24 protein-coding genes and 1 riboswitch are annotated in these 19048 nt (G+C 44.6%); of the genes, 7 read left to right on the top strand and 17 right to left on the bottom strand.

Annotated features, from left to right (window positions below):
* Positions 1-7 precede the first annotated feature (7 nt).
* Positions 8-1015 carry an SDR family oxidoreductase gene (locus tag FQV28_RS02825; protein WP_146494092.1) on the bottom strand — a complete coding sequence of 336 codons (1008 nt, stop codon included), beginning with the start codon at positions 1013-1015 and terminating at the stop codon, positions 8-10.
* 147 nt (positions 1016-1162) lie between these two features.
* Here FQV28_RS02825 and FQV28_RS02820 point away from each other — a divergent pair, with 147 nt between their 5' ends.
* Both FQV28_RS02820 and FQV28_RS02815 read left to right on the top strand, forming a co-directional pair.
* The gene (locus tag FQV28_RS02820) at positions 1163-1507 is read left to right on the top strand and encodes a hypothetical protein (RefSeq protein WP_146494091.1); all 345 of its coding nucleotides are present in this window, start codon (positions 1163-1165) and stop codon (positions 1505-1507) included.
* A gap of 38 nt (positions 1508-1545) precedes the next feature.
* The gene (locus FQV28_RS02815) at positions 1546-1689 is read left to right on the top strand and encodes a hypothetical protein (RefSeq protein ID WP_186763767.1); all 144 of its coding nucleotides are present in this window, start codon (positions 1546-1548) and stop codon (positions 1687-1689) included.
* Positions 1690-1867: 178 nt separating this feature from the next.
* Here FQV28_RS02815 and FQV28_RS02810 read toward each other — a convergent pair whose 3' ends face one another.
* The 7 genes from FQV28_RS02810 to FQV28_RS02780 form a co-directional block, all read right to left on the bottom strand.
* Positions 1868-2623, bottom strand: coding sequence for a metallophosphoesterase family protein (locus FQV28_RS02810; RefSeq protein ID WP_146494089.1), 756 nt, complete (start codon positions 2621-2623; stop codon positions 1868-1870).
* A gap of 15 nt (positions 2624-2638) precedes the next feature.
* On the bottom strand, positions 2639-3265 hold the full coding sequence (locus FQV28_RS02805; protein ID WP_146494088.1) for a class I SAM-dependent methyltransferase: 627 nt from the start codon (positions 3263-3265) through the stop codon (positions 2639-2641).
* A 120-nt stretch (positions 3266-3385) separates the two neighbouring features.
* Positions 3386-3964 carry a nucleotidyltransferase family protein gene (locus FQV28_RS02800; protein WP_146494087.1) on the bottom strand — a complete coding sequence of 193 codons (579 nt, stop codon included), beginning with the start codon at positions 3962-3964 and terminating at the stop codon, positions 3386-3388.
* A gap of 31 nt (positions 3965-3995) precedes the next feature.
* Entirely contained in the window at positions 3996-4499 is a 504-nt protein-coding gene (locus tag FQV28_RS02795) for a DinB family protein (RefSeq protein ID WP_146494086.1), read from the bottom strand.
* Between the two features lie 26 nt (positions 4500-4525).
* Positions 4526-5224: a Type 1 glutamine amidotransferase-like domain-containing protein gene (locus FQV28_RS02790; protein ID WP_146494085.1), complete on the bottom strand. Its 699-nt coding sequence runs from the start codon at positions 5222-5224 to the stop codon at positions 4526-4528.
* Between the two features lie 213 nt (positions 5225-5437).
* Positions 5438-7888, bottom strand: a complete 2451-nt coding sequence (gene uvrA / locus FQV28_RS02785; RefSeq protein WP_146494084.1) for an excinuclease ABC subunit UvrA — start codon at positions 7886-7888, stop codon at positions 5438-5440.
* Positions 7889-8174: 286 nt separating this feature from the next.
* Positions 8175-8507 (bottom strand): hypothetical protein, encoded by a 333-nt coding sequence (locus tag FQV28_RS02780; protein WP_146494083.1) that lies wholly within the window; start codon positions 8505-8507, stop codon positions 8175-8177.
* Positions 8508-8734: 227 nt separating this feature from the next.
* On the opposite strand from FQV28_RS02780, the gene FQV28_RS02775 reads away from it, so the two are divergent.
* Complete coding sequence (locus FQV28_RS02775; RefSeq protein ID WP_146494082.1) at positions 8735-9181, top strand: YndM family protein; 447 nt, start codon at positions 8735-8737, stop codon at positions 9179-9181.
* Between the two features lie 168 nt (positions 9182-9349).
* On the opposite strand, the gene panB is transcribed toward FQV28_RS02775, so the two are convergent.
* A complete protein-coding gene (gene panB / locus FQV28_RS02770) occupies positions 9350-10186 on the bottom strand; it encodes a 3-methyl-2-oxobutanoate hydroxymethyltransferase (RefSeq protein ID WP_146494081.1) in 837 nt (278 codons plus the stop codon).
* Between the two features lie 330 nt (positions 10187-10516).
* Positions 10517-10661: riboswitch (cyclic di-AMP (ydaO/yuaA leader) on the top strand.
* 144 nt (positions 10662-10805) lie between these two features.
* On the opposite strand from panB, the gene FQV28_RS02765 reads away from it, so the two are divergent.
* Complete coding sequence (locus FQV28_RS02765; protein WP_146494080.1) at positions 10806-12134, top strand: TrkH family potassium uptake protein; 1329 nt, start codon at positions 10806-10808, stop codon at positions 12132-12134.
* A gap of 312 nt (positions 12135-12446) precedes the next feature.
* Here the strand turns inward: FQV28_RS02765 and FQV28_RS02760 are convergent, their stop codons facing one another.
* The 4 genes from FQV28_RS02760 to FQV28_RS02745 all read right to left on the bottom strand — a co-directional run bounded on the left by FQV28_RS02760 (position 12447) and on the right by FQV28_RS02745 (position 14753).
* Complete coding sequence (locus FQV28_RS02760; protein WP_146494079.1) at positions 12447-12908, bottom strand: NUDIX domain-containing protein; 462 nt, start codon at positions 12906-12908, stop codon at positions 12447-12449.
* 13 nt (positions 12909-12921) lie between these two features.
* The gene (locus FQV28_RS02755; protein ID WP_255472776.1) at positions 12922-13434 is read right to left on the bottom strand and encodes a GNAT family N-acetyltransferase; all 513 of its coding nucleotides are present in this window, start codon (positions 13432-13434) and stop codon (positions 12922-12924) included.
* Between the two features lie 40 nt (positions 13435-13474).
* On the bottom strand, positions 13475-13987 hold the full coding sequence (locus tag FQV28_RS02750) for a GNAT family N-acetyltransferase (protein ID WP_146494078.1): 513 nt from the start codon (positions 13985-13987) through the stop codon (positions 13475-13477).
* Between the two features lie 136 nt (positions 13988-14123).
* Positions 14124-14753 carry a nitroreductase family protein gene (locus tag FQV28_RS02745; protein WP_146494077.1) on the bottom strand — a complete coding sequence of 210 codons (630 nt, stop codon included), beginning with the start codon at positions 14751-14753 and terminating at the stop codon, positions 14124-14126.
* A gap of 123 nt (positions 14754-14876) precedes the next feature.
* Between FQV28_RS02745 and FQV28_RS02740 the strand changes: the two genes are divergently transcribed.
* On the top strand, positions 14877-15209 hold the full coding sequence (locus tag FQV28_RS02740) for a winged helix-turn-helix transcriptional regulator (protein ID WP_146494076.1): 333 nt from the start codon (positions 14877-14879) through the stop codon (positions 15207-15209).
* Here the strand turns inward: FQV28_RS02740 and FQV28_RS02735 are convergent.
* Positions 15206-15757, bottom strand: a complete 552-nt coding sequence (locus FQV28_RS02735) for a GNAT family N-acetyltransferase (RefSeq protein WP_146494075.1) — start codon at positions 15755-15757, stop codon at positions 15206-15208. The genes FQV28_RS02740 and FQV28_RS02735 overlap by 4 nt on opposite strands.
* A 99-nt stretch (positions 15758-15856) precedes the next feature.
* Between FQV28_RS02735 and FQV28_RS02730 the strand changes: the two genes are divergently transcribed.
* Both FQV28_RS02730 and FQV28_RS02725 read left to right on the top strand, forming a co-directional pair.
* Positions 15857-16381 (top strand): PH domain-containing protein, encoded by a 525-nt coding sequence (locus FQV28_RS02730; protein ID WP_146494074.1) that lies wholly within the window; start codon positions 15857-15859, stop codon positions 16379-16381.
* On the top strand, positions 16371-17837 hold the full coding sequence (locus FQV28_RS02725) for a PH domain-containing protein (protein WP_186763766.1): 1467 nt from the start codon (positions 16371-16373) through the stop codon (positions 17835-17837). Before FQV28_RS02730 ends, FQV28_RS02725 begins: the two co-directional genes overlap by 11 nt.
* Before the next feature lie 39 nt (positions 17838-17876).
* On the opposite strand, the gene FQV28_RS02720 is transcribed toward FQV28_RS02725, so the two are convergent.
* From FQV28_RS02720 to FQV28_RS02715, 3 genes are read right to left on the bottom strand one after another with little or no spacing between them, the layout of a single operon-like run.
* Entirely contained in the window at positions 17877-18284 is a 408-nt protein-coding gene (locus FQV28_RS02720) for a GNAT family N-acetyltransferase (RefSeq protein WP_146494072.1), read from the bottom strand.
* 54 nt (positions 18285-18338) lie between these two features.
* Positions 18339-18506, bottom strand: coding sequence for a hypothetical protein (locus FQV28_RS19110; RefSeq protein WP_186763765.1), 168 nt, complete (start codon positions 18504-18506; stop codon positions 18339-18341).
* Positions 18507-18519: 13 nt separating this feature from the next.
* On the bottom strand, positions 18520-18954 hold the full coding sequence (locus FQV28_RS02715; protein WP_146494071.1) for a DUF4181 domain-containing protein: 435 nt from the start codon (positions 18952-18954) through the stop codon (positions 18520-18522).
* Positions 18955-19048: the final 94 nt, after the last annotated feature.

Here is a 19048-nt window from a genome sequence, read left to right as displayed (position 1 = left end):
ATTTTCGTCATTTATTTTTCGCGGCATTCCAGACCAGTGCCCCGACGCTTGCCAAAGCTACCAGTGTCAGCACCGGCCGCTTTGTCGCTTGGACATAATAGCTGCGCTTGCGGATCCAGCCTTTATTGGTGCCCCGCTCTTCCATGCCATAACCCGCTTCATACAAAGCGCTGTCTTCGCGGGGGCGCGATGGGCGGTTGGCAAGCTGGGTAGGATAGATCAAGACTTCCATCAATTTATCTGTAAAACGCGGTGCTCCCCGACCGAGAAGCGCCGTCATTTTCGCTTGTGCTCCGACATACATGTCCCGTTTCGGATGCGCTGCGCAATACAGAATCGCCTCTGCTACCACTTCCGGTGTATAAACCATGCCGATATGGGCTGGCTGTTTTTCTGTATAGCTTCTTGCATGCTCATTATACGGCGTATCAATCCGGCCAGCATGAATCAACGAAATTGAAACTGGAGCTTTTTCTTTTTCCATTTCCATCCGGAGATTCTCCGTCATGCCGTGGACTGCAAATTTAGCTGCGGAGTAGGTCGACTGAAGGACGACCCCTCTGTCCCCATAAAGGCTCCCCACATTGACAATGGCACCTGGAACGCCTCTCTCCTTATAATGTCTGACAGCCGCTCTCATACCATAAACGACTCCCCAGAAATTCGTATCGAACATCCGCTTCATATCCTCGATGGTCACATCCATCATATGGCCAAAAATAGTGACCGCCGCATCGTTGACCCAAGTATCAAAGCGGCCAAACTGTTCGATGGCGGTTTCGGCGATTTTGTTGACATCTTCTTCCTTGCCGACATCCGCTACGACAAAAATCGCTTCATGCCCTTTACTGCTCAGTTCTTCGACCAATTCCCTTAAAGCATCTTCATTTCTTGCAGCTGCCACCACTTTGGCTCCTTTTTCAGCTGCCATTCTGGCTGTTGCCAATCCTATTCCGCTAGAGGCTCCCGTAATCACAATAACTTGGTCTTTGAGGTCTTTTAGTTTTAAGCCCATAATCCCAATGATTCCCTCCTTGATCGATTTAGTTTGTCTTTACCCAGTGTCTTCCGGCTGTAACCCTTTCTTTTATTCAAGCCGCCGTTTGAAAATTGAGGGGTTGGGAAAATAGCTGATAATTATGAGTTTCGGAGGGGTAGTCCAATGAAAGCAATTAATAATGTGAGACTGTATCGGCCAGGCAGCGAGGATGACCCGGATGCACTTTATCACTTGATGATAAACGGCGAGAAAATTGAAGCTGTTAATAAAGGCAGCTTTGATGGTAAAAATGCGGAAGTTATCGATGGAAGAGATAGTGCTGAGGACAACGCCGAAAAGATTCGCAACGATTCTTTTCGGCGTTTTTTTGGATTAATCCCCCAAAAAACAGGTGATAAAACCAGCTTAGACATGCTGAATAACACCTTTTATACAGATTGCCGGCTGTGGTTTTTAAGGGAAATTCAACTAAAGAAAGGGAGCGAGCCTCCATGTTGCAATATATAGTTGATCACCAACAGAAATCCGTTCATGAGAGCCGATATATGGAAAGCCGGTGTCATTTGGATGCCAGTGCACCTGAAAAGAAGGAATTTGTTGACTCCCGCCCCTATGTCCAATTGCTTGAAAATCAACAAGCCTATATACCATGCCCTTATTGCCATCAAGTGCCGCTTATTATTGATTGATAAAAGCCGCTCCTGGAGGGGCTTCCCTTAAAACGCCTTCTATTCCGGAGTAAATTTCTTAGCACTCATCTTCTTGCGCTTTACCCTCTTTATTTATCTCCGAAGTTCCCTCCTCGATTCAAGCGTCTCCTTTTCTGTACGGTTATTTCTAACCGTACAGACCCCTTTTTTCACCTCTCTACCACCCCTGATTTCCCATTTGATTTCCATGGAATGCTTTTAAAATAAATTTTCGTTCCGGTACTTTTAGTTTCTCGTACGATAGCAGAAATTCCCGATTGTCATAGCCAGCTTCCTCTAAACTTACGTCAATCCCCTGCTCCCGAACATTGACGATAGCGTAGGGTGCAGCCGGCTTGATTGTGCAGCCAAGAGCTCCCGGATTAAGGTAGATGGTCCGGGTATTTTTAAAGAAATGTTTTGGATGATGATGGCCAAAACAAACCAGCTGCTCATTTGCCTTGTTAAACAATGTTTCCATGTTTGTAAGGCTCGGTTCCACAATCGGTTTGAAAGGGTCTTTGCTGATCGGCGCCAGCAGCTTCCCATCACAGATGCTGTAATGGGTGAACAATGCTGAATGTCCGCTAATTCTCTTTTTAATAGTCCGAGGCAAGCTGGCTAGCTTAGGAATGAAAGCCGGATCGAGCCGATCAGCCATCCATTGGTGATGTGTTTTCACATGAGAATGGCTAAGCGGATATTGCTGTCCTTTTGCCAACGCCAAAATTGCTTCGTCATGATTCCCGGTGACCATAGAGACATCGGTTCGTGAAAATAGCATTCCGAGCACTTCGTTCGTGTTCGGGCCGATACCCATCATGTCCCCTAGACAAAATATATGTTCAATTCCAGGAGACTGATCAATTTTTTCCAGCACTGCCCTCAATGCCGGCGCATTGCCATGGACATCCGTTACCACCGCAAATTTCATGGTCTGCATTCTCCTTTACTTCGAAATTACGATCACTCCACCGCAATGCGAAAAAGGATAGAACTTGCATTTTGCAATGCCTTTTAGAGCTGATTCGATTTCTTCAAAAACAAAATAAAATTCGTCTTCGTCCCAATAATTAATACTAGCATTTCGGCAATTCTCTAAATCCGCCCTTGTTTGGAACGAGATGTCCCCGACGTAAATTTTCCCCCCTTCAGCTAGCAGCGGCAATAGTTCCTGGACGAACCTCTTCTTCTCTTCATCCGTTAAGTGGTGCAGCGCATAAGTGCTAATGATTGACTCGTAGTTCTTTGCCTTTAAACGCTCCGGCAACCCGTACGTAATATCCCACTCGATTAGATTTGCCAACGGCATTTTGCCTTTCGCAATCTCAATCATTTCTGAAGAAAAATCCACTCCATTAATATAGTGGCCATGTTCATAAAGCTTGCTTGCCAATATTCCTGTGCCGAATCCGATATCCAAAACCGCTGAGTGATTTTTTTGCATCGCTTCATTAAAAATAAAATCCAATATGTCCTTGTATCCGGCAAACGGATACAGATTATTTTCTTCGCTCACTTGTACCGTCTTGTCGTAATCGTTTGCCCATAAATTAAAACCCTGTTTGTTTAACATTTTTTCCTCCTGGCATCCGCTTTTCCACTTCCATCTCAACTGCTAGTAATAAACATATCCTTTCGCTTGATTAACATGATAATTTCCCGGGAAATGATAACGATAACAGTTTTCCCACCCTTACGTTAGGAACGAGTTTCCTTGTTTCACTTTTCCCCATTTCGCTGTCCAGTTCTTTTTTTCGAGCCGCTCTCTGTATATGGAAAGCAACCGAACCTCCCCTAAAAAGTGCGGTGTTGGATGGATTTCCATATTCAAAACGTCTTCTATCCCGCAAGGTGAAATCAGAACAAGCCCGCCTTGTTCATCCAATTTCACGCCAAGCGCCGTAGCGGTTTCCGGGAACTTGGAAATCGCATCCGCTGATGAAGTGTAAGGAGGCAGCCCATTTACCACATGCATCCTGGCCTGATTTTTCACTGACCATGGCAAATCCGGCACCAAATGGCCCAGCTTCTTTTCCAGATGCTCTTCTTCTTTTCCAGTAAGATTTTCCGGATCAAAATAAATCACATCAATATCCGCAAGACTTGTTCTTTCTTTAAATCCGTGCAGGGTATCCCATATTTTAGAACGCACAAAGCCAGCACATACCCACCAATCCGGCAAACCCAGCGAGTGCGCAGCCTTCAATACTTCCATCATCCATATATCTTCTTCAATTAACTCCAATATGTCTTGTTCAGATTGCACAGCCAAGTACCCCTTTAAAAATTATTAATTCCCCTGCTCATTTGCCGACAAAAAAGATATAATCCGTCGGCGCACCCTTTTCTCCTTGCTGATGCGACATTGCGGAAATATTGCCGCGGTGGTAAGTACCATGGTTGACTACGTGGTGGATCATATCAGCAAGTGCAAACTCAGAACGCCCATAGTGGGGATGCATCACTTCCAACACTTGTTCCAAGTCTTTTTGGTTTGCTAAAAAGCCTTGAAATTCTTCCGCCATCGCTTCAAAGGCCATTTCAACCACTTCAAGCGGCTGCCCCTTCAACTCCAGCGCTGCCTGCTCGATTTTTTTGCTGGTATTATCGAACAATGTTCCTTTCATCGTTTCAAACCAAGCCATCTCAACCATATACATATGCAGAAGCACTTCAGAAACAGATGAAAAAACGCTTTGGATTTGGCTGTTGTAAATGGATTCGGGCTGCTGCCTCAAGTTTTCGAACACTCTCCGATTGGCCCAGACATGGTAGTCGTACATTTTAGCCGCTCTGTGTTTCTCCATTTCTTTCGCCCCTTTATCAATCGATATTAGCCAGAGCCCAAAAATCTGGTTGGAAGTTCAGTTTCACTTACTTGTCCATCAAAAGAAACCTGGTAAGCTTTGGCATTCGGCCTTGAGCTGACAATTGCCGTTATTTCCTGGTCCACGTAATGAACTGCTGCTCCATCATCTGCCCCAATCCCTGCCTGCAATGTTTGCGCCCCGACAAGCTGACGATACGTAGGTCTTCTATCTTCTTCCCCATCATAATGAGGACAATTGCTTCCTTTCAGAAAGCCTAAAGCCTTAAGCGGGTCAAGGCCATCTCCGAACGAATCGGTCACACCTTCTTCGAACCAGCAGATTGAGCCTGCGCTTATACCAGCAAGCACAATGCCTTGCTCCCAGGCTTTCTTTAAAATGCCATCCAGTCCCCAGTCTCTCCAGATAGCCAGCAAGTTTTTGGTATTTCCTCCTCCCACATAAATAATGTCTTTCTCCAGTATGAATCCTTCAATATCCCTCGTCGGCGGTTTGAACAAAGATAGATGAGACGGCTGACAATTATGCTGGGCAAAAAATTCATAAAACTTCAATGTCGCACTCTCCGAATCTCCGCTTGCCGTTGGAATAAAACAGATTTTCGGATTATCTTTCTTTGATTGGGCCAATATGTATAAATCCAATAGCGGATTTTTGGGCTCCATCAAGAATCCGCCTCCGCCAAGCGCAATGATTTGCTTCATTTCATTTCCCCCTTCACGTCACTTGCTTACTCTTTCTTCAAATAACCAGAAAAACCCTTCTTCAAGTCCCATTCCAGCTCGACAAATTGGAACTCACAAATGTAGAGTTGGAACCCGCAACGAAAAAGTTGTAACTCAAGCCATAAAAGTTGTAACTCACCCTCATTCAACATAAAAAAGCAGGGAGCTCTCCGCTCCCTGCCCACTCAACTATTAATAACCCAAATAAGCTCCTGTATACGATGCGCCATTCCCGGCCACTTGTTCCGGCGTCCCTTCAGCCACCAAGTAGCCGCCCGCTTCCCCGCCTTCCGGCCCTAAATCGATGACCCAGTCGGAAGCTCGAATAATGTCCGTGTTGTGTTCAACGATGATGACCGTATTACCGGCATCAACCAGTTTATTGATCAGCAACAGCAGCGTCTTTACATCGTTTGGATGCAATCCGGTCGATGGCTCATCCAATATATAAAGCGTATGGCCTTTCGCCGGTTTACTCAGTTCCCGGGCCAACTTCAGGCGCTGGCCTTCACCGCCTGATAAAGTCGTCAAGGTCTGCCCCCACTTCAAATAGCCAAGGCCCACTTCACACAGCAAACCGATGATCGCCGTTATTTTCTTTTGCCCTACAAACAACGCCAAGCTTTCTTCAATGCTCAAGTCGAGAATGCCGGAAATCGAGTATCCTTGATAAGTGACAGCCAGCACTTCCTCCTTAAACCGCTTACCCCGGCATACAGGACACTCCACTTCAATGTCCGGCAGAAAATACATCTTTGTCAGCACGTATCCCAGGCCTTGGCAGTTTTCGCACCGTCCCCCTTCTGTGTTAAATGAAAAGTGCTTAGAACTCAAGCCATTCTCAACAGAAGCGGGCAGCTTCGCAAATAAAGTCCGTAAAAGCGTGAACACTTCCGTATACGTTGCCACATTCGACCGCTGCATCCGGCTCAAAGCAGATTGGTCCACCGTCACCATCTTGTCAACAACTTCAAGTCCAGTTATCTGATCATAGCCTTCTTTGCCGTTTTCCTCCAAGCTGCTGGCCGCGACAATATCAAACAGCAAAGAAGATTTTCCGGAACCCGAAACGCCGGTCACTGTCACAAAGCAGCCAAGCGGGAAAGAAGCCGTAATGTTCTTTAAATTATTTTTATGCGCATTGTATACGGTAAGATGCTGGCCAGTTCCAGGCCTTCTGTTCGCCGGTGCCGCATGAAACTCTTTTACAAAAGCGCCCGTCACCGATCTTGGCTGCTCCTGTAAATCAAGCAGTGTTCCTTCTCCGACAACTTCACCGCCCGAAGTTCCAGCTCCCGGCCCTAAGTCGATAATGTGGTCCGCTTGTTCCATGACAGAAACATCATGTTCGATGACTAATACCGTGTTGCCGATATCCCGCAGCTGTTTAATAATTTTGACCAGCCCTAATGTATCTCTTGGATGCAAGCCAGCAGTCGGTTCATCCAATATATAAAGGACGCCTGTCAAACCCGAACCAAGGATCGTCGCAAGACGAAGCCGCTGCGATTCTCCGCCCGACAAAGTGACCGCTTCCCGGTCCATCGATAAATAAGCAAGTCCCACATTGACAATCCGGATGATTTTGGCGGTCAAATCTTCCAAAATCATGGCAGTTAACGAATCTTTCGTTTCTTCCGCTTGCCGATTCAGCTTTTTGATCCAATTCATCACTTCTTCGAGCGGCCATTTGGACACTTCCGTAATCGAACAGCCAGCTACTTTAGCGAGGCGGCTTTCTTTTTTCAGCTTTTCCCCTCCGCATTCGGAGCACGTATGGCTGAAGAAAAACTTGCTTTCTACTGAATTCCCTCCATTTTCCTTATAGCGCCTCCATAAACCAGTAAGCACACCTTCAAATCTTCCCTGTGACACTGTTTTGGGAGGCTGCTTATCAGGGTAATGGCGTTTAAATTCTTCGCTTTCCGCTCCGTAGTATAAAAAATCGCGCTGCACCTCGTTGTAGTCTTTCAAAGGCACCGTCATATCGAGATCAAACCCGTAATACTTGGCTCCCGTTTCTACGATTTTTCCGTAATACTCCCGGACGGCAGGAAACCAAAATGTTACCGCTCCATCCTTCAAGCTAAGTTCAGAATTGAAGACTTGGTCCCTATGAATATCAACCGTCTTTCCAAGTCCAGAGCAGATCGGGCAGGCGCCTTCAAGCGTATTAAAGGAAAAATGCGCCCGTGTTAAGTTTTCTAATTCGTGTCCGCAATTGCCGCATGCTACAGTTTCGCTTAATTCGTCCGTTGCCATCGATTGAGTGACGATTGCCCGGCAGTTCGGGCACTCCCGCTCCCCAAGTTTTTCATACAGCACACGCATGTACGTATACATATCAGTCACTGTGCCGACAGTTGAGCGCGGATTGCGGTTTGTGACCTGCTGGCCGACACCGATGGACGGGGACAGGCCGAGGACCGAACCGACTTTCGGCTTGTTGATCAAACTCGAGATGATGCCGTTTGCCTCCATATACTGGCGCTGGCTTTCCCGCTGCAGAATGTCCAAAGCCAAAGTGGATTTCCCTGAACCCGAAGGGCCGGTAATGACGACAAACCGGTTTTTCGGAATGTCGACGGACACATTCTTCAAATTGTTTTCCGTTGCATTGGTGATTCGAATAAATTGATTCATCCTAACACCTCCATAGTCCTATCTTACAACATTTACGTAAAGACCGAGTTAAAGATTTCCTACCTTTTTCCCTGCTGTTTTAAGGGAATAAAAATTTAGCGGCGCAGCCAAAGGAGTGGTCTAATGAATAAAAAAATTCCCTTTGCGCGCAAAGGGAATAGAACAGCTAATTTAATTATCTTCTATTTTTTCCTTTAGCTTCTGCGTCACAGCCTCGGTTGCGGCAAGGGCGACAGAAGAAAGCAGCCTTACCTATTGTGGATAGTGAATTACTAAAGAAAGAATTTTACCCTTTCCGATTGAAATGAGCCTCCAAAGTCTCAACAATTTCATTCATTAGTTCACTGGTCGTCAAAGGCTTGCTAGATTTCAGGGGTAAAAGATATTTGGATGGTGCTCGAGCTGGGGGATGTTCAATTAAAAGCACCTCCCCTATTGAATTAGGCTGATTGGCCAGTGATATGAGGTATACGGAGTAAAGTCCTGTTTTCATGATGGTTCTTTGTACGTTATAACTAATGCTTACGCCGCAAATATCCATAACCTGGACGATGTCATGTTGGGGATGTTCATTATCCAACCTCATATCTCTCCCTCTTTCCTTTTTGTCTTCTTTCAAAATAGATTCCCGCTTCAATTAAAAGATAATCCCTTTTTTGGACCAAAAGACATATAAAGTTATACAGTTTACGGAAAGCTGCTAATAAAGTAATGGAGAAGAATTATATCGGAATAACATTTCTAATCATAGAAAATTTAAAGTTCTTTTTTAAAAAAAGGTTGAAATTACAAAATGAGGGTAATCTTACAATATCGAGAACAAATCTTAATCGAGGAGGAAACACTATGAACCATGTTAAAGCTCTTATCATGAAATTCATTATGATTGCTGTAGTACTTTTAATTATCTTAACAGGAATTTTTGATGTGGAGTTCGGAGACACCTTATTGATCAGCCTTGTTTTGACCGCAGTCGCATATGTATTAGGGGATCTGATGATTTTCAGAAAAACCGGCGACCGCACAGCCAATACTCAAACGGCGGGTCACAGCAATACGGCAGACCACAAAAAACGAAATACGATGGCCACTATCGGGGATATCGTCACTTCTTTCTTAGTGATTTGGCTAATGGGCCAGATGCTGTTTGCTAACACTGAGGATATCATTGCTGCATCCCTTATTTCCGCTCTTGTAATTGGGGGCGGAGAATGGTTCTTCCATAAATACTTGGATAAGAACGTTTTTCCTGAAAAAGATGGACATGCTGCGACAGGTAATACTCGTCATTAATTTGTCCGCTATCAAACAGTAAACTGCCTTTTCTTTAGTGTTACTACTAGAGAAAGGGCAATTTTTTTTTAAAAAGACCTCATCACTCGCAGCTTCTACCCAATAATAAAGGAGCCAAGCACTTACACCTGCTCAGCTCCTTTTTTGTATGCCTCAAGTATTGTACTGTTAAGATTTTCCGCCATATAATTGCTGCAATTCTTCTTCCTTCATCGTAAAGCGGTGTTCTTCCGCCGGGAATGCTCCAGACTTCACTTCGGTTACATAGTCGCTGAGCCCCGCTCTCATCATCGTCCCTGTTTCCGCATAAGAACGGACAAATTTCGGCAAGTGGTGCGATCCGTATTTCAGCGTATCGTGGTAGACGAGCACTTGGCCGTCCGTTTCGCTGCCTGCCCCGATTCCGATGACCGGTATGGACACGGCCGCAGTCACTTCACGCGCCAATTGGTACGGAATGCATTCGAGCACCAGCATGAAAGCTCCGGCTGCTTCACAGGCTTTGGCATCTTCAATCAATTTCTTAGCAGCATTCGCTGTTTTCCCTTGAACTCTGTAACCACCGAGAACTCCAGCGCTTTGCGGAAGCAAGCCGAGATGCGATACAACGGGAATGCCGGTGCGGGTCAGCATGCGGGTCACTTCAATGACTTCGTCAGCACCTTCTAGTTTCAATGCTTCCGCTCCGGTTTCCTGAAAAATTTGGACTGCATTCTCATGCGATCTCCCCAGACTGCCGTGGAATGAGCCAAACGGCATATCCACAACTAAAAATGTGTCCGGCGCCCCGCGACGAGCCGCTTTTCCGTGATGAATCATGTCTTCAACAGTCACTTTCACAGTTGAATCATACCCCAGCACTACCATGCCCAGTGAATCGCCAACCAAAATGATATCCATTCCCGCTTCTTCTGCAAGTTTTGCCGACGGATAATCATAAGCTGTCAGCATGGCGATTTTTTCACCTTCTGCTTTCATTTTTAAAAATGATGCGGTATTCTTCATCTTTTACTCCTCCTTCTGAGGAGAAAACCAATTGAAAAACCCTTTTGTTCATAAATGGACAAAAGGGCAGAATGTTAGATAAAAGGTTTCCTCCGTCCCTGTCGCTTTAAGATCAAGGCAGAACTATTTATTTGAAATGCCAATAGCCTTACTGGTGCAGTTCTATTCAGATACTGCCCTCATTTTCACTATAACAGAACCCGAAATGGAGTGGCAATCTTCTGTTTTAAGCAAGGTTGTCAAAATAAATATTTCGGGCATTAAAATAGTATTGACAATACCTGTAAACGAGAGTAGATTTTATCTTGTTGAAAAGCAAATAACCAGACTACCTTTTATTCGCTGAATCTGTTTTGAGCGGGGGAACCACAATAGATAGGAACCATTCTATCTCGGGGTGAATCTTACTTTGTAAGAAGGGATACTCTCAATCCCTAATCCGGCAGCTAACTCCGTAAGCGTTAATTTTGTAATTCGGGAGAAGGGCCAGAGGCATCGCCTAAGACCATTCTATTTGAATCGGTCTTTTTTTGATGCAAAAACAAGGAAATTTTAAAGAGTTCGCTTACACACCCATTATATCAACTGCTTTTTATCACTCAAATTAGGAAGTGTCCTTATGAAGTCCACGAAAAAGAAGCGGGAATCCGCATCTGCCCCTCTTCTGATTGCCGGCAGTTTTTTGTTTCTTATTCTTATCGGCACCCTTCTTCTGAAGCTGCCGATCGCTACTACTGAATCAATTACTTGGGTCAACGCCTTATTCACGGCTACTTCCGCTACGACGGTGACCGGTTTAAGTGTCTTTGATCCGGGTTCGACACTTACCGCCTTTGGAGAAATTGTGTTGTTGGTGCTAATACAATGCGGCGGCATCGGTTTAATGACTTTTGCGACTGCCTTGCTTCTGCTATTTCGGAAGAAAATCGGCCTTCAAAACCGGATGTATCTGCAAGAGTCCTTTTCACAGAACTCTGTAGGCGGCATCATCCGGCTCGTTAAAATAATCCTCGGTTTCGTCTTTGTTATCGAAACGCTTGGTGTCATAATTCTTACATTATACTGGCTCCCGGACTATGGTTTAAAGCAAGCTTTGAACTTAAGCGTGTTCCATGTAGTTTCCGCATTTAATAATGCCGGCTTTTCTTTATTTCCTGACAACCTCATGAGTTTCGCAGGAGATCCTTTTGTGACAATCTTATTGTCCACCCTCTTTATTATCGGGGGGATAGGCTTTACAGTCGTTATGGATATTTATCTGAAAAAATCGTTCCGCGAGTGGTCGCTCCATACCAAGCTGATGGTGTTGGGAACCCTCCTGATCAACGTTTTGGCTACATTCACTGTTTTCATCCTGGAATACAGCAATCCAGAAACAATCGGGAACTTGAATTTACAGGAAAAACTAATTGCTTCTTACTTCACCGGCGTAACGCCACGGACTGCCGGGTTTAACGTATTGGACTATGGAGCGATGGAAGATCCGACCTTATTGTTCACCATGGCTTTAATGTTCATCGGAGCAGGCAGCGCCTCTACCGCTTCCGGCATTAAACTCAGTACATTTATCGTAGTCATCCTTGCTTCTATGGCTTTTTTGCAAGCACGAAGAGAACCGGAAATCTTCGGTCGGTCCGTCCGGATTGAAGCGGTCATTCGTTCATTAGCCGTTACCACCATCAGTTTGCTGCTGGTTCTGGTATTCATGTTTTTGCTGATGGTTTTTGAAACCATTCCTTTTCTGCCGCTAGCCTTTGAAGTCGTTTCCGCTTTTGGCACAGTCGGCCTGTCCATGGGCATTACAGCGGACTTGAGCAGTATCGGCGAAGTACTGCTTTGCATCGTTATGTTTATCGGGCGCATCGGTCCGCTGACGCTTTTCCTGATTTTGCTGAAGCCGAAAAAAGAAAATTACCGCTTCCCTTATGACCAAGTTTTTACGGGATAACTAAAAGGATTGATCAGCATAGAGCTGACCATCCCTCAGGCTGCCGGCTTCCGCTCCATTAACAGGGAGCAATAACTTGAAGTATAGCGAAGCCAAGATTAGAAAAAGAAGAAGAGGCAGACTTTTTAGCGGACAGTTCGTCCGCTTTCTTCCTATTTCTCCTTCCGCTATGGAGCCGAACAGTGGAGACTCCTGCGGGATAGCTATCCAACAATCAGTATAGTTACTCAACAAGCTGATCCATCTTTTTTGTACCTGCTATTTTCTGAATCAACCGCAACGGAATGCAATAGAATTTCAACTTTCTTGCTTTTATTGTTTCTGTGCGTATCCGTTCTGCATTTTCATCCCATTGTGGATTTCGAATGTTTCTTCTTCAAAGAACAAAGGGAATCGCTTTTTAAACCAAGGCTGCATCGGCAGGTCCAACGCTTCTTTTATCGGCACCCAAGCCAATTCACCTTCCGGCGGAGCTTCCAGCATGTCCCCTTCAAATTCAGTTGCCAGGTAATTAAACACCATATAACGGGAATTAGCACTTGAATCGGTGTATTCATCCAATCCTTTATAAACTATTTTTTTCACAACAAGACCTGTCTCTTCAAAAACCTCGCGAATCGCCCCTTCTGTCGGGCTTTCCGGAAAATCTACCTTGCCTCCGGGACCAATAAAGCCTGGAAATCCTTTTTCAGCAGGTCGATTTATTAGAAGTACCCGATCGCCGTCTTGCACCAAGCACATCGACATCAACTGGATAGCTATATTTCCTGTCATATCAAACCTCTTCTCAATTCACTTTCTTTTCCCATTCTGTTTTCAGCAACGAAAAAACCAACGCATCATGCGACTGGTGGCGCTGGTATAAATAACCGCGCAAACGCCCTTCTTCTATAAATCCAAGCTTCTTCAACAAACCGCTTGATGCCGTATTTTCAGGAAACGTGACAGCCCCTATCCGGAAAAGATCCAGTTCGGTGAACGCGTATTGCAACACTGCAGAATTGGCTTCGCGTACAAGCCCCTGCCCCCAGTAGTCCGGATGCAGTTTGTATCCGACTTCCGCTTTTTTCCCTCGCACATTCAGGTTATTTAAACCAATTGTTCCAATGAACCGGCCGTTTTCTTTCAAGATGAGGCCCCAGCGGATTCCCCGCTTCAATTCAAAACTGGTCTGGAAAGATTCGATGATTCGCGCTGCTTCTTCCGGATTTGCCAAGCTGTCCATTCCGTAGTACTTGGTCACTTCATCCCGGGACATAATATCAAAAAAACGTTCAGCATATTGCTGGCTGATGTGCACTAGCTAGAGCCGCGCAGTTTGGAGTGCAGGAAATTCCATTTCACTTCCTCCTTCTATTCGAATAAACGCAGACTTTTCTGCCTGCCAGCGTAATTTCTTTTTCAAGCTCCATGCCGATCCGCTCCGCCACTTTTCTTGAAGCTGCATTTTCCGGTTGGATCAGAGAGACAAACCGCTTCTTGCCAAGCTGCCGGCTGCCGTATTCTTTCAATGCTGCTGCAGCTTCTGTGGCATATCCCTGCCCCCAGTACTCCCGAGCAACCCAATAGCCGATTTCCAATTCTTCAGATCCGTTTATTGTTTGTGGAACAAGGCCGGCATGGCCAACCAATTTCCCGTCTTCTTTTCGAACCAAAACACGCAGCCCGAGTTTAGGGTTGGTCTTATAGGAGCGGTAAATCCAGTATAAAAACTCCATAGCCCCGTCCCTATTGCGCGTCTGCCCGTTGCCGATAAAACGGACCACTTCCGGATCGGAAAAAAGAGAACAGAGAAAATCGAAATCTTCATCTTGATATGGCCGCATTAAAAGCCTTGCCGTTTGGATCGTCATCGCCATTCCCCTTTCTGCTGCTCCGCCGCCATTTTGATCGGCTAATCGTTATTTTTTCGCCATCAGCCTATCGCCTTCCTGCTTTTATCCATAAAAAAAAGACCCGGCACTGGGCGTACCGGGTCTTTTACATATATTAAATAAACCTTGTAACTTCTTCGATTGGCAGGCGTGAAGTTCCAAATGCCGGAGCCGCTGCTTTGCCGACTGCGATCAAGACAATCGGGAAAAGGTGTTCTGGAAGATCAAATCTTTCAGCGAACTTCACTTTGTCGAAACCACCCATCGGAATGGTGTCATAGCCACGCTCTTTTGCAATGAGCATCAACTGCATAGAAACAAGGCCGGCATCGTATGAAGCGATATTCATGCGCGCTTCGACAGGTGCATTCGGGTAAACTTTATACGTATTGGCAATCGACCGCTCTTTGACCGATTCGTCCATATACCCTTCCTCTACGTTTTGTGTATAGATCTTTTCAACATTTTTATAAGCATCGACATTTCCAAGAACAGCGATGATTGCTGAAGATGTCTCTACTTGTGCCTGGTTGTTGGCAATCGCGCGCAATTCTTTTTTCACTTCCTGGTCTTGGATGACGATAAAGTTCCAAGCTTGCAGGTTGCTTGATGAAGGTGCTGTAGTCGCCAGTTTCAGCATTTCCTCAAGTTCTTCTTTTGGGATTTTGAAATTCGGATCGTACACCCGAACTGATTTTCTTTCAGTCATCACTTTATATAGAGATGATTCGGTTCTTGTTGACATGCATTTTCCTCCTCTGATGGACTTACTAATGGTAAGTTGATAAAATTAACTTACCATTAGTAAGTTTGAGAGTCAACAGAGATGAATCATGCTATTATGATAAAAAAGAAGGGAGTCGAAATCATGGATACACCTGAAAAACATGAGCTGGTTGCGCCAATTTGCAGCAACTTCCATAACACCATCGAGTTTATCGGCAGAAGATGGATGGGTGTTGTTGTCTATTCATTGATGGATGGTCCAAAAAGGTTCCACGAAATTTCGGCAAACATCCCTGGAATTTCTGACCGGCTTCTGACTGAAAGGCTTAATGAGTTGATAAAAGAAGGTTTGGCAACGAAAACGCAGCTGGTTTCTTCCACTAAATCCGAGTACAAATTGACGCCAAAAGGATTGGCGTTGAAGGAAGTAATTGCCGCAATCCACAACTGGACAGATCAGTGCCGCACTCTTTAGAAGGAATCTGATTCGTCTCTTGGGTTGATAATTGCCAGCACCTGGTGGTCTTCCCATTTGCCATTGATCTTCACGTTGCTTTTAGCAATCCCTTCTTTGTGGAATCCCGCTTTTTCCAATACCCGGATTGATGGGTTATTATGCGGCATGACTCCCGCTTCAATGCGATGCAACTGCAGCTTTTGGAAAGCATAGTCGACAATCAGCTTTACCGCTTCGGTGGTATACCCTTTGTTGTTATGGCTTTTATCAAGCGCGTAACCGAGAAATGCGCTTTGGAGCGGCCCTCGAAAAATTTGAAAAAGGGTAATCGTCCCAATCAATGTGTCATCTTCGTTTTTAAAAATCCCAAAACTTTCTTCCCGGCCTTCTTCACGTTGAGCATTGCCTGTTTCGATCATTTCTTGTTGTACCTTCAATGTATAGAAATCTGGATAACGGGTCATCGAAAATTTCTCAAAAAAGTCGCTGTTGTCTTTTTCCAACTTTAGTTTTGCTTCAGCATCCTGCAGATTGAACGCTCTTAAGTAAATATGTTCGCCTCTCATGAAGTATCCCCCATTTCTCCCATTTCGCTTCTTATACTAAATTCCGTATTCACGAAACGTTTACCTTCTAAACCCGTATAAAAAAGGGAGGTGAATCACATGTACATAAATATTGAAGAACCAACCAAAAAAATTTCTCCAGATGCCATCCGGATTTGGCGAATGACAAACGCCATCATTGAAGGCATCGTTCTATTGGTAATCGGAGGACTTCTTTTTTCAGGTTACTATTTCGATTGGAAAGAGTGGATTGTCTGGATTTTCTGGGGACTGCTTAGCTTGAGCATCTTCGCCACTGTATATTCAGTTTGGTTTGAGCCGGCAATCACACAAAGAACTTGGCGCTATGAGATTGATGAAGATTATATCCAATTAAAGTATGGGCGTTTCGAAAAGCACCACAAACTGATCCCAATGGCCAAAGTGGAATATGTCTCAACAAACCAAGGCCCATTTTTAAGAAAATACGACCTTTACGATTTGACGATTGGCACGGTGACTTCTTCACATAAAATCCCGGCAATTCCGAGAGAAGAAGCGATTGCGCTTCGTGCAAAAATCGGTTTTCTTGCGAAACTTAAAGACAGTGATGAAGAAATGGATGCGGCAGCTGATGACAACTGAAAAACAACGATACCATCCATCTTCCGTCCTCTTTCAACTCTATTCGCTGCTGAAAGGCAGCTTCTTTATCATTTTGTACTTATTCGTTTTGAGGTCCAGCCAAGATACAGGTTTTTGGCAAATCGCTAAGGCTGCCTTCTTGGCGTTTTTAGTCATGGCCACGCTAAAAATCCTGCTAAACTGGATGTTCAACCGCTATGAACTTTCAAATGAAGCGATTGTTCTTTATAATGGCATTTTCGTAAAAAAACAACGCACCATCGGGTTTAAACGCATTCAAAACGTCCAGCAAACGACCAACTTCCTGCATCGCTTGCTTAAACTGACATCACTCACATTAGAAACCGGCACGAGCGGAGATGAAGCTTCGGTTAGGTTTCCGGTTTTGGCCTATCAGGAAGCCGACCGCATCAAAGGAATTGTCGAAAAAGCCAAACTGCCGGAGGAACTTCAGCCGGATCGAGAAGAAGCGGTTGAATTACCTTCCATAACTGTTCCCAAGCGCCAGATTTATTTTACTCCAAGTAAAAAAGACTTGATCAAAGCGGCGTTTACATCGTTTAGTGTGTTAGCCATTTTCCCTATTCTCTTTTCTCTATACTTCCAGATAGATGACTTTTTTAACTTGGATAATGCCTCTAGATCCGTTTTTCACTATTTAACGGGCCATCTTTGGCTGCTTTTACCAATTCTTTTGGCAGCGCTCCTGCTTTCGGCAATGATTGGATTTATCACTACTTATTCGAAATACGGAAAATTCGAGATTTCTGCGGATGAGGACCGGATTTACATTAAAAAAGGGGTTTTTACAGAATCCATTTTTTCCATTCAAAAAGACAAAGTTCAGGCAATCAAATTGGAACAGCCTTTTCTTAAGCGAATGCTTGGAATGGTTGAAGTAAAATTACTGAGTGCTGGAAATGTCGGCGATGAAGCAGTTGAAACCAATTCCTTGTTTCCTTTTCTGCCGATAAAAGACGCCCATCAGTTGGTGAAGCAATTACTGCCGAGCTATGAATTTTCAGATGAAATGAAGCCCTTGCCTAAAAACACCTTATGGCTTAGGCTCCTTCGGCCTTACTATTTCTGGATCATTGCCACCGCAGCACTTCTTTACTTTAAAATGGAGTGGGCTTGGCTTTCCGCTGTTTTGCTTGTTTTTCTCATCGCGCTGCGAATTGCCGATTTCCGCTTTACCCAGTACGCATTCAATGAACGGTTCGTACAAATCCGAAAAGGTGCATTTGTAGTAGAGACGTTCATCACAAAACGGGTGAAAATCCAGGAAATCGAAGTTACCCAAGGATGGCTGCAGCGAAAATTCGGGGTTGCCAGCCTGCATTTCCATAATCGCGGAAAGCCCTTGCATATATCCGTGCTGCAAGACGTTCCAAATGCCGCTGGCCAACAATTCTATTTATGGTTTAAAGGCCGGTCGAAAGTCGTAAAATTGTAACTCTAAAAAACCGCTCCATTTAAAAATGGGCGGTTCTTTTTATTCTAAAATTGTCTTGCGGAATCCATAGAACGGCCGGAAGCTCTGCGATTCATAATAAGTGTGGGAGGTACTGCTGGCAAGCAGCTCCATCCGTGTTTTCGGGTAAAGCTGGTGGACATGTTCCATCAAAGCCTTCCCGATGCCTTGTCCCCGGTATTCTTGGCGTATCAGCAATTCGCAAATATACAAGGTGACCGAACCATCGGTCAATCCCCGTAAGCATCCAACAAGTTTTCCATCCGTTTCTGCTACGAACGCGGCTTGTGAATTGCGCCACGCTCGCCTTGTGTCTTCCTGCTTTTCAACTAGATTGATCCAAATTTCTGCTTGATTTAAGAAGTCGATTTCCGGAAAATCCTTATCTTCGTATGGCCGGATTGTTAAGTCCGTGTGTTTAGTCTCCATGCTGAATCTTCCTTTCTGCTTGTTTCGGTCAATTTAATCGTTACATTAGTGATCCTATGCTTCCTCTTTTATAGCAGCACCTGATTTTAACAATGCAATAATTTCTTTGTTTTGCTCGACTTGCTTTGCAGAATTGAGTTGAATGATGCGGAGCCCGCGTAAGACGAACGCACCTAGAATAAGCGGCAAATAAACAAAAAGCAGTTCAAGAAATACCTCCATTATCCGTCCTCCTTCATTTAATGATATTCAATAAATCAGCTATGAGAAAAGGAAACATCAGCCAGGCTAATCCAAAAACAATAATCAACGAAGACGGCAATTGAGCTAAAGTAAACAGGTAATCATTCTGGTTTTCAGCATACCTCTTTTCTAAAACTGCCCTTAAGCCATCTTGTAATATTCCAGAAACCAGCGATACCATGATCAGCGATAGAAAAATGGGATCCATATTAAAAATAAGCAGAAGAAAAATCGCTAGTACTGAAAGTACACGAATAAGCCGATCGCCCTTTTTGTGAAAATCGTTAACATAGTTATATGAAAAAACTTGCTTCCTTTTAACGTTCAACAATTTTCGCAAAAGAGAATTTACCAGGAAAACAATGATCCCGACCATCGTCAAATAAGCAATGATTCTCCATAATAAGTCATCTGGAAACAACTCCAATACCTACACCACCAATCCTTATCCAGTTAAGTGCCCAGCCATTTGCCTCGGCATTAGTTTCTTCACTTTTCCTATGTATAAGCAGCAGGTTAAC

The sequence above is a fragment of the Planomicrobium sp. CPCC 101079 genome (assembly GCF_007859275.1).
Classification (GTDB): domain Bacteria; phylum Bacillota; class Bacilli; order Bacillales_A; family Planococcaceae; genus Planococcus.
Note: the sequence above shows the minus strand (reverse complement) of the source record. Positions and strands in the feature narration are given on the sequence as shown.